The 14,831-nt window shown below is 43.1% G+C and carries 10 protein-coding genes; 5 read left to right on the top strand and 5 right to left on the bottom strand.

Annotated features, from left to right (window positions below; all coding sequences use genetic code 11):
* Positions 1-537 precede the first annotated feature (537 nt).
* Positions 538-2,070 (bottom strand): Do family serine endopeptidase, encoded by a 1,533-nt coding sequence (locus tag NPE20_RS20155; protein WP_256540506.1) that lies wholly within the window; start codon positions 2,068-2,070, stop codon positions 538-540.
* Between the two features lie 182 nt (positions 2,071-2,252).
* Here NPE20_RS20155 and dapF point away from each other — a divergent pair, with 182 nt between their 5' ends.
* Positions 2,253-3,038, top strand: a complete 786-nt coding sequence (gene dapF / locus NPE20_RS20160) for a diaminopimelate epimerase (RefSeq protein WP_256540507.1) — start codon at positions 2,253-2,255, stop codon at positions 3,036-3,038.
* A gap of 199 nt (positions 3,039-3,237) precedes the next feature.
* The gene (locus tag NPE20_RS20165) at positions 3,238-6,132 is read left to right on the top strand and encodes a DEAD/DEAH box helicase (protein WP_256540508.1); all 2,895 of its coding nucleotides are present in this window, start codon (positions 3,238-3,240) and stop codon (positions 6,130-6,132) included.
* Positions 6,133-6,191: 59 nt separating this feature from the next.
* Here NPE20_RS20165 and NPE20_RS20170 read toward each other — a convergent pair whose 3' ends face one another.
* Complete coding sequence (locus NPE20_RS20170) at positions 6,192-7,415, bottom strand: PQQ-dependent sugar dehydrogenase (protein WP_256540509.1); 1,224 nt, start codon at positions 7,413-7,415, stop codon at positions 6,192-6,194.
* A gap of 262 nt (positions 7,416-7,677) precedes the next feature.
* Between NPE20_RS20170 and NPE20_RS20175 the strand changes: the two genes are divergently transcribed.
* From NPE20_RS20175 to NPE20_RS20185, 3 genes are all read left to right on the top strand, one after another.
* The gene (locus tag NPE20_RS20175; protein WP_256540510.1) at positions 7,678-8,652 is read left to right on the top strand and encodes a lysylphosphatidylglycerol synthase domain-containing protein; all 975 of its coding nucleotides are present in this window, start codon (positions 7,678-7,680) and stop codon (positions 8,650-8,652) included.
* Positions 8,636-9,766, top strand: a complete 1,131-nt coding sequence (locus NPE20_RS20180; protein ID WP_256540511.1) for a glycosyltransferase family 2 protein — start codon at positions 8,636-8,638, stop codon at positions 9,764-9,766. The genes NPE20_RS20175 and NPE20_RS20180 overlap by 17 nt, the downstream gene beginning before the upstream one ends.
* 89 nt (positions 9,767-9,855) lie before the next feature.
* Entirely contained in the window at positions 9,856-11,094 is a 1,239-nt protein-coding gene (locus NPE20_RS20185) for a PP2C family protein-serine/threonine phosphatase (RefSeq protein WP_256540512.1), read from the top strand.
* 122 nt (positions 11,095-11,216) lie between these two features.
* Here NPE20_RS20185 and radA read toward each other — a convergent pair whose 3' ends face one another.
* The 3 genes from radA to NPE20_RS20200 all read right to left on the bottom strand — a co-directional run bounded on the left by radA (position 11,217) and on the right by NPE20_RS20200 (position 14,743).
* A complete protein-coding gene (radA, locus tag NPE20_RS20190; protein WP_256540513.1) occupies positions 11,217-12,662 on the bottom strand; it encodes a DNA repair protein RadA in 1,446 nt (481 codons plus the stop codon).
* Between the two features lie 95 nt (positions 12,663-12,757).
* On the bottom strand, positions 12,758-13,090 hold the full coding sequence (locus NPE20_RS20195) for a DUF4359 domain-containing protein (protein WP_256540514.1): 333 nt from the start codon (positions 13,088-13,090) through the stop codon (positions 12,758-12,760).
* 102 nt (positions 13,091-13,192) lie between these two features.
* Positions 13,193-14,743, bottom strand: coding sequence for an Rne/Rng family ribonuclease (locus tag NPE20_RS20200; RefSeq protein ID WP_256540515.1), 1,551 nt, complete (start codon positions 14,741-14,743; stop codon positions 13,193-13,195).
* Positions 14,744-14,831: the final 88 nt, after the last annotated feature.

Here is a 14,831-nt window from a genome sequence, read left to right on the forward strand (position 1 = left end):
CCCGGCTGGAGCCAGGCGACTGCAAAAGGGGTTTTACTCACCCCGACTGCGCTACGCTGGGTGACCCTCTCTTCGCTACGCGCAAAGAGGGTGAAGAAAGTTTTCCTCCAACTCGAAAAAAAACTGTCAGTCCGAGCTTAAAAATTCATGCGGCCTTTGTAGGTGCAATGACATTATATTTGCGAAGGCATGCAGCGGGGCCGATTATATTAGTACATTTTTCTGTACGAGGTTTGGATTTAATGGTGTCGTTATTTCGTCAGTAGCTTAATTAGTAAATCCCTTGTTATCAGTTGATTATGTGTTCACGAGGGTGTTCACGGTCGTGAACGTGAACACTTCTCATGTCATTTACTAACAATTTGTCATGGGTAGCGATAGCGAAGCATCTTATTCGCCACTATGCAAATCGCTATGAACAGTTTGTTAATAGATCCTTCACTATCGTTCAGGATGACAACGTAGATGGTTGGATATATCCCACAAAAAAACCCGGCCTTCCGACCGGGTTTTCATTATAAGAATAATACTTATTAATTATTGAACTTCAAAAACGTTGCTGAAGCTGCCACCATCAGGATAGTAACCGGTGATGATCAGTCGGCCATTTTTAAGGCTGGTAATTACTTTGTCCATATCGGCAACGCTGTTAATTGGTTGCTTGTTGATAGATGTAATTACAGAACCTACAGGTATTTCGGTATCATCAAATATACCACCCGGGCGAACCTGGGTAACCAATACACCAGAGTTTACACGGAACTTAGCTTTTTGCGCAGCGTTTAACGGTTGGAAGCTTGCGCCCAGTTTGTTAAACAATTCGGCTGCTGATTTTGATACCGCTGTTGTACGTGCTGCAGGAGCATCAGCTTTAAGGGTTACGGTAAAATTCTTTTCGCTGCCATTACGCAAAACGGTAAGGTTAATTTTATCGCCGGGCTGTAAACGGCCAACGCGTTCTTGCAAGTCAGACGATTCATAAACCGGGTTGCCTTCAACCTTGGTAATAATATCACCTGTTTTAATACCTGCTTGTTCGGCACCGCCGCCTGTTACAAGGCTGTTAACATACAAACCATTTGTTTTATCGCTGTTTACACTTTTAGCAGCCTCTGGGTCGCTCAGGTCGGCAAAACTTACGCCTATGTAGCCACGTTTAACCGCGCCGTATTTTTTAATGTCATTTAATACTTTTTTAGCCAGGTTGATAGGGATGGCGAAACCATAACCTTCGTACGAACCTGTATGTGATGCGATAGCGGCGTTAATACCAATCAATTCGCCGGCAGTGTTTACTAATGCGCCACCGCTGTTACCAGGGTTAATAGCGGCATCTGTTTGAATGAACGACTCGATACCTCTTTTTAAAGAAGGGTTTTCCTGCTGCCTTACCGGGAACGGATTATCGTCATCATCATCGCCACGGCCAATAATACCAATGTTACGCCCTTTAGCGCTAACAATACCTGCCGTTACGGTCGAGTTAAGTTTGAAGGGGTTACCTACAGCTAATACCCACTCGCCTACACGTACCGCGTCAGAGTTGCCCAGTTTTACTATTGGCAAATTGGTTGCCTCAATTTTTATCAGGGCTAGATCGGTGTTGGGGTCGGTACCAATTACTTTAGCTTCAAAGCTACGGTGATCATTAGTAACGATGGTAATTTTTTCTGCCTTGGCCACAACGTGGTTGTTGGTTACAATGTAACCGTCAGGAGAGATAATTACACCAGACCCTGATGCCATTTGCGGCCCTTGTGGGCGCATACGCTGTCCAAACATCTGTCCAAACATTTGCTCCAACTGATCCTGCTGGCCGTTGCTTTTGTCGGCATAGGTTGTACGGATATAAACTACCGCGGGGGTTACTTCGGCTGCTGCCTGCGTAAAATCTGCGGCGCCTGCAGATGAAACAACGGCTGCTGTTGAAGGGTTGCTGGCGAAGTAAACTTTCTGTTTATCCTCCAGTGTCATATTATCGGCGTACTTATTTTCGGCAAGTTTATATACGCCTAACGCCATGGCACCACCTACAAAGGCGGTTAATAATGTTAAACCAATTTTTTTCATGTTTTTATTCACTTTCTTTTATATATCGATATTAGGGATTCAAATTTAATACCATATAGACGACAATATCAATAATAAGTTATATGTAATTTTGTTAAAAATTGTTAAATTGAGATGAATAGCAGGCTATATTTGTTACATATTGTTAGCTAATTATTTAACGACTAATATAATAAACTGTTGTGCAGATAAACTTTTATAAATACCAGGGCGCCGGGAACGATTTTATACTGATCGATAATAGAAGAAATGTTGTAAAATGTATTGATAAACAGGCTGTTGCAAAAATATGCGACAGGCGGTTTGGTATTGGTGGTGATGGCCTTATGCTATTGGAGAACGAGCCTGGCTTTGATTTTAAAATGGTTTATTATAATGCCGATGGTAACGAAGGCAGCATGTGTGGTAATGGCGGCCGTTGTATAGTGGCTTTTGCCAAACACCTGGGTATTATTAACGATGTGACAAAATTTCTTGCTACCGATGGCGTGCATCATGCCAAAATTTCAGAAGCTGGCAATTGGGTTAGTCTGCAAATGATAGATGTAGCCGATATAAATAACGATGGTGAAGCCTATGTGCTTAATACAGGCTCCCCTCATTATGTAAAATTAACCGCCGACCTGGAAAGTAAAGATGTTTATAACGAGGGTTATGCTATCCGTAATAATGATACCTACAAACAAGACGGTATTAACGTAAACTTTGTAGAGAAAAATGGCGATGGCTACTTTGTGCGCACCTTTGAGCGTGGTGTAGAGAACGAAACTTACGCATGCGGCACAGGTGTAACCGCTGTAGCATTGGCCATGGCTAAACACGATCATCAAACCGGCACTATAACTACACCCATAAAAGTTTTAGGCGGCGATCTTAATATTCGCTTTGATTACGATGGCGAAACATTTAGCAATATCTTCTTAGAAGGCCCTGCGGAGCTGGTTTTTGAGGGTGAGATAGCGATCTGACACAAGGTCCCAATGTCAGTCTGAGCCTGTCGAAGACTTCGCCCATCTATAATAATCACAAAATTTAATGTGATAAGCGCGCTTTAATAAACATGTGTTAGAAAAATTCATGCCCGAAAATTTTCAGGTGTGAGTTTTTTAGTTTACGTTTGAATTTTTTGTTGATGTAGCTTTCTTTAATTTTTTACCGAAGAAGTTAATGTTACGCGTAGACAGCAGCAAACCTTGCCAAATTATTTATGCCATTGCCCGGCACGATTTCTTGTCGTACGTTATTGAGCCGCATATAGTTCAGCTAAACCCCAACGGCGAATTTTCATTTACCCATCAACGCATTTTCTCTAATACTGCCGAGGAATTTGCCCATTGTATTGACGATACCGACCGCAAGCTGATCAAAATACTGGAGGATATTGAGCAGGGTAACATCATCAAAAAGTTTTATAAGAAGCCTATTCGCCCGTTCGAGTTTTTTGCCAAGATCTTTAATGAGCAGATCTTCGATACCATCCGCCCAAAAATTGAAAAAAAGCTGGTAGAGGCTTTAGGGCTGATGGATAATAAACAGATCTACCTAATGAGCAAGGAAGGTTATCCCGCCGGCCGTAAGCTGCACATAGCAGACGAGGCAGCTTCGGTGTTGTTCCATTTCAGGCGTAGCGAGGAGGAGATCCGCTACTTCCCTACCATAAAGTACCAGGGAATGCGCATCGAATTTATGTTTAAAGATGCCGAGATCATTTGCAACCACCCCGCCTGGATGCTGCTTGACGATACCTTGTACTATTTTGATAAGGAAATAGAAGGAAAAAAATTGCAGCCGTTCCTAAACAAACGTTTTATATCTATTCCAAAATCATCAGAGCAATCGTACTTTGAAAAGTTTGTTGCCCCGCTGATAGAAAAACACAATGTATATGCGGAAGGCTTCACCATTAACACCGAAAAGTACGATGCCACACCTTTCCTGAAACCTATTTATGTAGAAGGGGGTACATCGCAACTTCAACTATATTTTAAATATGCCGGGTATATTTTCCCTTACGGGGATGGCAGGCATGTATCGGTAAGGATGGAAAAAAACGGCGATGACTACCTGTTCCATCGTATCAAACGCTCGGTAACCTGGGAAAAAGGCAAACTGCAGCAGTTGGAAGCCATGGGGCTGAAAACGGTATCATCGCTGTTCCAAAACCTGGAAGTTGTGGCCCACGATGAAGAAGGCGATCGCTCCTTCCCCGTTTTTGAATGGCTTAACCAGCACCATGATGAGCTGATTGAAAAAGGCTTTGAGCTGGAACAACCCGACGGGCAAAAGCGCTACGTATTTGGCAACACCAAAATAGACCTGGAGATTAGTGAGAATAACGATTGGTTCGATATTAACGCGGTAGTGTACTTTGGGCCTTATCGTATCCCGTTTATCCAGCTAAAGAATCATATCCTCAACCATAAAAAGGAATTTGTATTGCCATCCGGCGAGATAGCGGTTATCCCCGAAAGCTGGTTCTCGCAATATGGTAACCTGCTGCATTTCTCAGAAGGCGGCGAGCATTTAAAGCTGCGCAGGCACCACATTGGCTTGGTGAATGATCTATCTGGTGGTGAAATGGCCGAAGTAGCCATGAACCGCAAACTACAAAAGCTTACCGATTTTGAGGAAACGGAAGATGTGCCAATGCCTGTAAATTTTGCAGGTAGCTTGCGCCCATATCAAAAAGCAGGGTATAACTGGTTCCATTTTTTAAAGGAATACCACTTTGGCGGTTGCCTTGCCGATGATATGGGTTTAGGTAAAACCATCCAAACCCTTGCCCTGCTGCAAAAACATAAAGAAGATACCGAAAACGCCGGGAGCAAAGCCACCTCGCTGGTGATAATGCCCACCTCGCTGATATATAACTGGCTTAACGAAGCCAAAAAATTCGCGCCGCAATTAAGGTTGATGGTACACACGGGTGCTTTTCGCTATAAATCGGCAGAGGTATTTGCCAATTACGATGTAGTGATCACCACGTACGGCATCAGCCGCATCGATATTGAAATGTTTAAGGCCTATTATTTCGACTATGTAATATTAGACGAGAGCCAGAACATCAAAAATCCGTCGTCAAAGTCATTCCAGTCGGTACGGCAGTTAAAATCGCGGTTTAAGCTGATATTGAGCGGGACACCGGTAGAAAATTCGGTTAACGACCTTTGGACGCAGATGTCGTTCATTAACCCGGGGTTATTGGGTACACAGCAGTTTTTCCTTAACGAGTTTGTGACTCCAATAGAAAAGAAAAAGGATGAGGATAAGGCCCGAAAATTGCAAGCTATTATTAAACCATTTGTATTACGCCGTACCAAAGAACAGGTAGCAACCGAGCTCCCGCCAAAGACAGAAAACCTTTTCTACTGCCAGATGAGCGAGGAGCAAGCCGAGGTGTACGACAAAGTAAAATCGGAATACCGTAACGAGTTGCTGCGAAGCATTGAAGAGGGTACTTACGCTAAAACTCAGATCCAGGTATTACAGGGCTTGATAAAACTGCGCCAGATCGCTAATCACCCGTCAATGATAGATGCTGATTATGAGGGCGACTCGGGTAAGTTTGAGAACGTGATACATACACTGGCAAACGTATTGGATGGCGGGCATAAGGTGTTGATCTTCTCGCAATTTGTAAAGCAGCTAAGCATTTACCGTAACCATTTCGATAAAGAGAGCATCCCGTATGTTTACCTGGATGGCAGCACCCAAAACCGTGGCGATGTGGTAAAACAGTTTCAGGAAGATGCTAAAACACGGGTGTTTCTTATCTCGATAAAAGCAGGCGGCGTTGGCCTTAACCTAACCGAAGCAGACTATGTTTTCATCCTTGATCCGTGGTGGAACCCGGCTGTAGAGCAACAGGCTATTGACCGTACGCACCGAATAGGCCAAACTAAAAATGTGTTCATCTACAAATTCATTACTAAAGATACCGTGGAAGAGAAAATACTGGCCCTGCAGCAGCGCAAGCTGAGCGTAGCCCGTGCACTTATCACCACCGAAGAAAGCTTTATCAAGTCGCTTTCGGCAGATGATATTAAGGAGATTTTAGGATAACAAAAAAGGGTTGGTGAAGACACCAACCCTTTTTTATTGCGGTGTCCTCACCGAAACATTTATTTCTTAGCTATCCGGTAAAGTTTCCCGCTATCGGTTAGGCCGTATAAGGCGCCGTCTTTACCTGTTACAAGGGCACGCCAGCGCTCGTTCCTGTCCCTAAGTAAACGCTCTTCGCCAACTACTTTATTCGCCTTAATAATTAACCTTGCAATGTGCGAGCCACTCAGTCCACCTACAAACAGGTTATTCTTCCATTCGGCAATATTACCTGTATAAAAGGTAATGCCCCCGGGCGATATGGTAGGGTCCCAATAGTAAATGGGTTGGGTAACGCCCTCTTTTTGCTGTATGCCGTCGCCTACTTTTTCGCCGCTGTATTCAATGCCATAGGTAACAATAGGCCAGCCATAATTACTTCCGGGTTTAATAATGTTGATCTCGTCGCCACCGCGCGGGCCAAATTCGGCCTCCCATAATTCGCCGGTTTGCGGGTTCCAGGCCAAACCATCCGGGTTACGTAAGCCGTATGCATATATCTCTGGCAAGGCATTGGCTTTCCCTGCAAAGGGGCCACCTGCAACAGCTTTACCCGTTTTGGTGATGTGGATGATCTTACCAATACCCGCACTCAGGTCCTGCGCCTTCATGCGGATATCGTTGCCGCTTCTTTCGCCTGTACTTACAAACAGGTTTCCTTGTTTATCAAACACAATGCGCGCGCCGTATTGCAGGTTGCCTTTATAAGCGGGTGTTGCGCGGTATATCACCTCTACATTTTCCAGCTTGGTTTCATCTGCCGATAGTTTCCCTTTGGCTATCGCCAACAATGAACCACCCTCCGCTTGTTCTGAGTATCCCCAATAAACCATGCGGTTTGTGGTAAACGCAGGGTCTATGGTGACATCAAGCAAGCCGCCCTGGCCACGGAACAGTATTGTAGGAAAACCGGTTATTTGTTTATCAAACCCGCCGGTTGCTTTTAATATCCGCATGGTACCACCCTTTTCAGTTATCAGGAAGCGACCATCCGGCAGCATGTGAATTCCCCAGGGGTTTTTTAAGCTGCTGTTTATAACGGTTACTGCAACAGGTGTTTTAGTTTTTACACCACCTATGCGGGTTTGTCCTTTAAAGGCAGGTTTGTAATTGCTGTTGGGGCTTTGTGTTTCTACAGGTGCGTATGTGGTATCGCGGGTTGCAACGTTAGTGGCAAATCCCGTTGATATAGCAGCAGAAAAACTCACGGCCAGTAGCAGGGCTTTGTTATAAGGCATCATCATAAATTATTTTCGTTTAGTTAAAGGTACTATCATTTATACCGTATTTGGTTAATGGCAGGGCATCGTAACAAATAAAATACCTTTAGGGGATAAGGCAGGCGCAATATATAAATTCCTTTTCTTTAGGAAAGAATGGCCAAACAAAACAAGGCGCCGCGTTGTATTATCACAATATTACCACAATTTAAAGGCATGCTTAAAATTACCGCTTATTGCCCCCGGCTTATAACTTGCTTTTTGTAACATTGCACAAATTTTCAGATTGACAGCCGCAACTAAAAAAATATTTTCGTACCTCATTAAAGCAACCATACTTGTTTTAGCTTCCCTGTTTATTTACAATAAATTTTTAGGTAAGAATGATAGCCTGCAACAATTTGAGCGTTTAATATCCGTAATTAGCCACCGGCAGGTTATTTATACGCTATCGGCAGTAGTGCTGTTAATGATATTAAACTGGTTCCTGGAGAGTTTAAAGTGGCAATACCTCGCTAAAAAATTGACCGAGATATCTGTATGGGTAGCCATTGAAGCCGTTTTCTGCGGATTAACCTGGGCCATATTTACCCCAAACCGCATTGGCGAATATGGGGGGCGGGTAATGTTCCTGCCAAACCGTAAACGGATCCATGGCATTTTCGCTATGGCAGTTGGCGCATTTTCGCAAAATGTGATAACTAACCTGGTTGGGGTAAGCGCCTCGCTATGGTTTATCTATTACTTCCTTAATATCAATCCGTGGCTTTATTTAGGCCTTGTGGTGTTGTCGGTTATTTTTTTAGGGTTGTTCCTGATATTTTACTTTAACATTAAGTGGCTGGTAGGGCTGCTCGACCGGATCAAATTCCTGAAAAAGTATCACCGCTTTTTTGAAATTATGGGCCGGTATAATATCGATGAACTTTTGGTAGTGATTGGTTACAGTCTGGCACGTTTCTTCGTGTTTTCGCTTCAGTATTACCTGATCATCCACTTACTATTGCCGGATATCCCATTTATCAGCATGATGTTAACGGTGTTTGTGTTTCTGTTTATCCAGTCGGCAATGCCGTCACTTGATCTGTTAGACATTGGCGTGCGAAGCTTTACCGCGATGCATTTATTTTTATATATAACCAACCAGCAAATAGCTATAATTGCAGCGGTTTCATCCATCTGGCTGATTAACCTTATCATCCCTGCCATTATAGGTTCGGTATTTGTTTTTAAAATGAGATTTTTTGACCGCGCTATATAGTATCATTTCGTTATTGCTGACAGGCTTATACCTGTTGGTGGTTGCCTATTTAATAAAAGGATGGGCCGCATTGAAGCGCCCAAATGTTAGCACGGTCGGGTTTATTACCCCGGTAACTGTACTTATAGCCGCCCGTAACGAAGCAGAGCGGATCCGTTATACTATTGATGATATTATTGCACAAGATTATCCCAAGCATCTTACCGAAATTATTATTGTAGATGACCATTCTACCGATGATACCGCGGCCATTATTCGTAGCTACGCAGATAGGGGAGTTAAACTGTTGCAGTTAAATGAAGATAAGCCGCTAAACTCTTACAAGAAAAAAGCTATTGCCGAAGCCATTGCCCTATCGCAAGGCGAATTAATGGTTTGTACCGATGCCGATTGCCGCATGGGTAAAAGTTGGTTATCATCAATAGTTGGCTATTACGAAACACAGCAGCCGGTAATGATATCATCGCCGGTTACCTACTTTGAAGAGAAATCGTTGTTTGAGCGTTTACAAACGCTGGAGTTTTCTTACCTGATTGGTATTGGGGCAGCCTTTATAGGTAACGGCCGGGCATCTACCTGTAACGGTGCAAATTTTGCCTATCGCAAGGATGTTTTTTACGAGGTTGGCGGTTTTAAAGGGATAGACGATCTTGCATCTGGCGATGACGAGCTGTTGCTGCAAAAAGTTGCCGAAGTTTACCCTAATAAAATAGGCTTCTTTAAAAGCCGTGATGCAATTGTATTTACCCATGCCAAACATACCTTGCAGGAGTTTTTACAGCAAAGGCGCCGTTGGGCATCAAAATCTACAAGGTATAAAGATAAAAAGGTGGTGGCCCTTGCTGTATGTATATGGTTGTTCAATCTGTCGTTGCTGGTAAATGCAGGACTTAGCTTTTACAGCCTGGTTTATTTTAAACTTTTCCTGATTCAATTCCTTTTAAAATATTTTATAGAAGTGGCTTTTTTGCTGCCCATTACCGCCTTTTTTAAGCGGGTTAACCTGGTAAGCCTGCTTATTGTTTTAGGGCCTATTCACATTATTTACTTTGTATATGTTGGCCTTATTGGCAACACCCGCAAGTATGCGTGGAAAGGTCGCATTGTACGATAGAGCTGTTCGTTTTAATATCTGGTAAAAAAAAAGCGCTATCCTACACTATCAAAAAGAATATTTCACTATTTTGGGCTACCTAAAATGTAATGCAAAGTAACCACGATAGTTCTGGCGAAGATGAATTGATTAGACTGCTGCTTAAACGGCAGTCGGAGTTAAACTCGCTATTAGAGGTTACCAGGGCTATTAATAAAAATACCCCAACCCCCACATTAATTCAAATGCTGGAGGTTATACTCAAGAATTACTTACAGGTTGGCAAATTTCGTTTTTTGATAGAAAAGAGTGGCGCTTATAGCTGTATATCAAAATATGGTGGCAATATTGAGTCGCCGCTTACGCTCAATAATACCTGGGTTCATTTAAACAAGATTAAATCGCCGGCCCGGCTCATGGATCACACCGATGAGGTATTGTGCCAGTATAACTACTTTATCCCTATCTACCACAAAAACAAGGCCCTGGCTTTCGCTCTTATTGGCGATTTCAATACGTCGGGCGATATGTTGAACAATGACCTGAATTTTATTCAGACATTGATAAATGTAATTGTAGTAGCGTTAGAGAATAAAAAACTTTTCCGTGAACGCTTACAAGCCGAACGTTTTCAACGCGAAATGGAACTGGCTGTTGAGGTGCAAAACATGCTGATACCCTTAAGGGAGCATAAAGAAGAGGGTGTAGAAGTTGGCGCCAAATATTTGCCGCATCAGGACATAGGCGGCGATTATTTCGATTTCTTCCGCCTTAACGAAAACGAATTTCTATGGTGCATAGCCGATGTGTCTGGCAAGGGTATTTCTGCGGCTTTATTAATGGCCAACTTCCAGGCCAGTCTGCAGGGTTTGGCCGCAATTGAAGATGAGTTAACAACAGTTGTTGAGCGCCTGAATAAAATTGTAGTCCGCAACACTAAAGGCGAACGCTTTATTACCTTGTTCCTGGCTAAGTATAACGAGAAAACCCGCAAGCTTAATTATATAAATGCCGGGCATAACCCAAGCATACTATATTCTGAAGGGGGGGCGGTGCTGCTGAAACTGGGAACAACCATGATAGGCGCTTTTGAAGAGCTGCCTTTTCTGAATGAGGGTGAAATAGATATTGAGCCGGGCAGCCTGCTATTTAATTATACCGACGGCTTAATGGATCACGAGTCGCAAAATTTAAAGAATTGGGACGAAAATAAATTGCTGGAATTTGTAATAGCCCATGGCGAACTAAGCCCCGATGAGTTTAACGAATCTTTGATGAACCATATTAATACGGTAATTAAAGGTAAACCTATTGATGATATTACGCTATTGGCGTTGAGGATATCGTAAGTGTGTTTAATTGTCATGCTGAACATCGTGAAGCATCTAATCGCCGACATACAATTTCGATATGCAAAGTTCGCCAATAGATCCTTCGCTATCGCTCGGGATGACAAAGCGGAATAACGATATTACCCAAACAATAACCCAAATACTTCCTCTATCCTGCCAACAACCTTTACGTCAATGGTGTAACGGGATAAGTCTAATCGCTTCTTATCCTTAGCCGCGGTCGGCATATTGTATTTTGATATAAATATTTGGTCGAAACCGAGTTTTTGCGCTTCGGCAATGCGTTGCTCTACGCGGTTTACCGCTCGGATCTCGCCTGATAAGCCTATTTCCCCCGCGAAACACGTTTTTGACGGAATGGGGATATCCTCATGCGAGGAGATAATAGCCGCTGCCAAACCCAGGTCGATAGCGGGGTCCTCAACACGGATGCCGCCGGTAATATTCAGGAATACATCTTTAGCGCCTAACCTAAAGCCGCAGCGTTTTTCCAGCACGGCCAATAGCATGCTCATACGTTTGGTGTCAAAGCCCGTAGCGGTGCGCTGTGGCGTTCCGTATGCCGATGTGCTTACCAACGCCTGGGTTTCTATCAGCATGGGCCTCATGCCCTCTAATGTGGCCGATATGGTAACACCACTTAGGGGCTCGTCGCGTTGCGATAGTAATATTTCTGAAGGGTTAGACACTTCGCGCAAACCCTCACCCAGCATTTCGTAAATGCCCAGCTCTGATGAAGAGCCGAAACGATTTTTGATAGTACGCAGTATGCGGTAAACATGGTGGCGATCACCTTCAAATTGTAGAACGGTATCAACCATGTGTTCCAGTATTTTTGGTCCGGCTATCATACCATCTTTGGTGATATGGCCTATCAGGAATACCGGTGTGGAAGTTTCCTTGGCAAAGCGCAATAGTTCTGCAGTACATTCCCGTACCTGCGATACACTTCCCGGGGTCGATTCCACATGCGATGAATGCAGTGTTTGAATAGAATCTATCACCAGGATATCCGGCTGCAGTTCTTCTATCTGTTTAAATATGTTTTGGGTTGATGTTTCGGTGAGGATAAAACAGCCCTTACCAAATTCTTCTTTTAATTCTTTATTCCTGGCCCTTGCTTCATGTGTTTCTAAGGAAACCAACCTTTCCGCGCGCATTTTTATCTGGTGGTCGCTTTCCTCGCCCGATACATACAGCACTTTTACGTTTGGCATATTTAAAGCCAGCTGCAGCATCAGGGTTGATTTACCTATCCCCGGTTCGCCGCCAATTAATACTAATGAGCCGGCAACAATACCGCCACCTAAAACACGGTTAAACTCTTTATCGGGCGTAAGCAGGCGGTGTTCTTCCTTAAAAGTGATATCAGCTACCTCAACAGGTTTATTAGCCCGCTGTGATGAAGCCGGACTCGCCTTCCAGTTAGGAACCGATGCGTTTGATTTCTCTAAGATCTCTTCAACAAAAGTATTCCATTGCTGGCAGCTCGGGCATTTACCCAGCCACTTAGCCGATTCGTAACCACAGCTTTGACAGAAATAAGCGATTTTAGATTTAGCCATTATTTAATGTGCAGATTTCAGATGTGCAAATATGCAGATTGTTTTGCTAATAAAAATAGCAATTAATTATTAATGGCGATATAATGTGGCGTATATTATTTTTCTGTAGCTAATTCGTTGATTTTTCCGAATGTAAATACGTTTCCAAATACGCCTATTCCTACCACTTTAGATTCGCCTTTCCATGTTGCTTTGGTAAGTGAAAAAAACACATAATTATCACTATTTATTATGGTATCTATTGTTCGTTCTACGAGTGCCGTGGCAATAAATAAGCTAAGCGCGCCCTCTTTATCAGCTTTTTTCTGAATGTATTCGTTAAGCTTCTGTTTAACTGCGTCCCTGTGCTGCGATAGGTTGGGGTTGGTAAACACCGCGGCAATCAAAATAAGGGCAATAACAAGAAATGAAATTTGACTTTTCTTCATATCGGTTTAGGTTTTAATTTTGTAAGCTAAGAAAATATCTTTTAAACAAAAAGAGCAAATGCTATTAACATCTGCTCTTTCTATATCTGCCTATAAGCACATTTACAACTTTATCTCTTCGTCTTTATTAGAGAAGAAGTGGAACTCGGTGATCTGGTAAGCAGGGTTGCTCTTGATCTTTATCCACTGGTTATATTTAAAGTACCATTTCATCTGGCGGTTAAATAAACCCTTTTTAATGTATGCCTCAATGTACGGGTGTACACAAAGCGTAATATTTTTCTCGTTTTGCTCTTCCAGGATGTAGTTGAAATTGTTTTCAATATCATCCAGCAGCAAAATGGTTGGCCTTATAGTACCTGTACCGCCACAAGCAGGGCAAACCTCGCTGGTAACAATGTTCATTTCGGGCCTTACCCGCTGACGGGTAATTTGTATCAAACCAAATTTACTTGGCGGTAATATGGTATGCTTCGCACGGTCATCGGCCATCTGGGCTTTCAGATAATCAAAAAGCTCTTTACGGTTGGTTGGCTTGTGCATGTCAATAAAATCGACAACCACTATACCACCCATATCGCGCAGGCGCAACTGGCGGGCAATTTCTTTGGCGGCTTCCTTATTTACCTGGTAAGCGTTCTCTTCCTGGTTCTCTTTATTAGCTGTACGGTTACCGCTGTTCACGTCAATAACGTGCAGGGCTTCTGTATGCTCAATAACCAGGTAGGCGCCACCGGCAAGGTTAACCGTTTTCCCAAAGGTTGATTTTATTTGCTTATCAACGCCATGGTGCTCAAAAATGGGCTCCTTGTGTTTGTGCAAACGAACAATGCCTTCCAGGTCCGGAGAAATCTCGTGTATGTACGACCTTACCTCTTCATACATACTCTGCTCGTTTACATAGATGTTCTGAAAATCGGGGTTCAGGATATCCCTAAGGATAGTTGATGTACGGCCAATTTCACCTAAAACCTTTTTAGCAGGTTCGGTTCCGTGTAGCTTGGTAACAAACGTTTCCCATTTAGATATCAGGTCTAACAGATCTTTCTGTAGCTCAGACACACCCTTACCTTCAGATACGGTACGTATAATAACGCCGAAATGCTTTGGTTTAATGCTTTCAACCACCTTACGCAGGCGGTTGCGTTCTGTATTGCTTTTAATTTTCTTCGAGATAGATATCACCTCAGAAAAAGGCACAAGTACTACATACCGGCCTGCTATTGACAGATCAGAACTCAAGCGGGGGCCTTTTGTAGAAATTGGCTCCTTTGCTATTTGTACAGGTACAAGCAGGCTTTTTGATAATACATCAGAGATCTTGCCCCCTTTGTTAATATCAGCTTCCGGCTTAAAATTATCTAAAAGCTTCGATTGGTACCCACCGCTACGTACTTGTTTAGTAAGCTTAAGCAGGCTTTGAACCTGCGGCCCCAAATCAAGGTAATGCAAAAAGGCATCCTTCTCGTAACCAACATCCACAAAAGCGGCATTTAGGCTCGGCATAATTTTTTTAATGCGGCCTAAATATATATCGCCAACAGTATAATTGTTAGTGATTTGCTCTTTATGGAGTTCTACAAGTTGTTTGTCCTGTAATAATGCAATAGTAGCCCCGTTGGGGGATGAATCGATAATTAATTCTTTTATCAACTGCTACTCCATTTCTTAAAACGGTGCAAAATTGCACCGCAAGTTAATAAGTGGGTAATAAAACTCACATAAAAACCCCGACAAAAGC

This window comes from Mucilaginibacter aquariorum (assembly GCF_024498135.1).
GTDB lineage: Bacteria > Bacteroidota > Bacteroidia > Sphingobacteriales > Sphingobacteriaceae > Mucilaginibacter > Mucilaginibacter aquariorum.

Excerpts from the sequence above, each read along its gene's own strand:
- NPE20_RS20155 (WP_256540506.1), bottom strand. The coding sequence starts at position 2,070 with ATGAAAAAAATTGGTTTAACATTATTAACCGCCTTTGTAGGTGGTGCC.
- NPE20_RS20165 (WP_256540508.1), top strand. The coding sequence starts at position 3,238 with ATGTTACGCGTAGACAGCAGCAAACCTTGCCAAATTATTTATGCCATT.
- NPE20_RS20170 (WP_256540509.1), bottom strand. The coding sequence starts at position 7,415 with ATGATGATGCCTTATAACAAAGCCCTGCTACTGGCCGTGAGTTTTTCT.
- NPE20_RS20185 (WP_256540512.1), top strand. The coding sequence starts at position 9,856 with ATGCAAAGTAACCACGATAGTTCTGGCGAAGATGAATTGATTAGACTG.
- radA (WP_256540513.1), bottom strand. The coding sequence starts at position 12,662 with ATGGCTAAATCTAAAATCGCTTATTTCTGTCAAAGCTGTGGTTACGAA.
- NPE20_RS20195 (WP_256540514.1), bottom strand. The coding sequence starts at position 13,090 with ATGAAGAAAAGTCAAATTTCATTTCTTGTTATTGCCCTTATTTTGATT.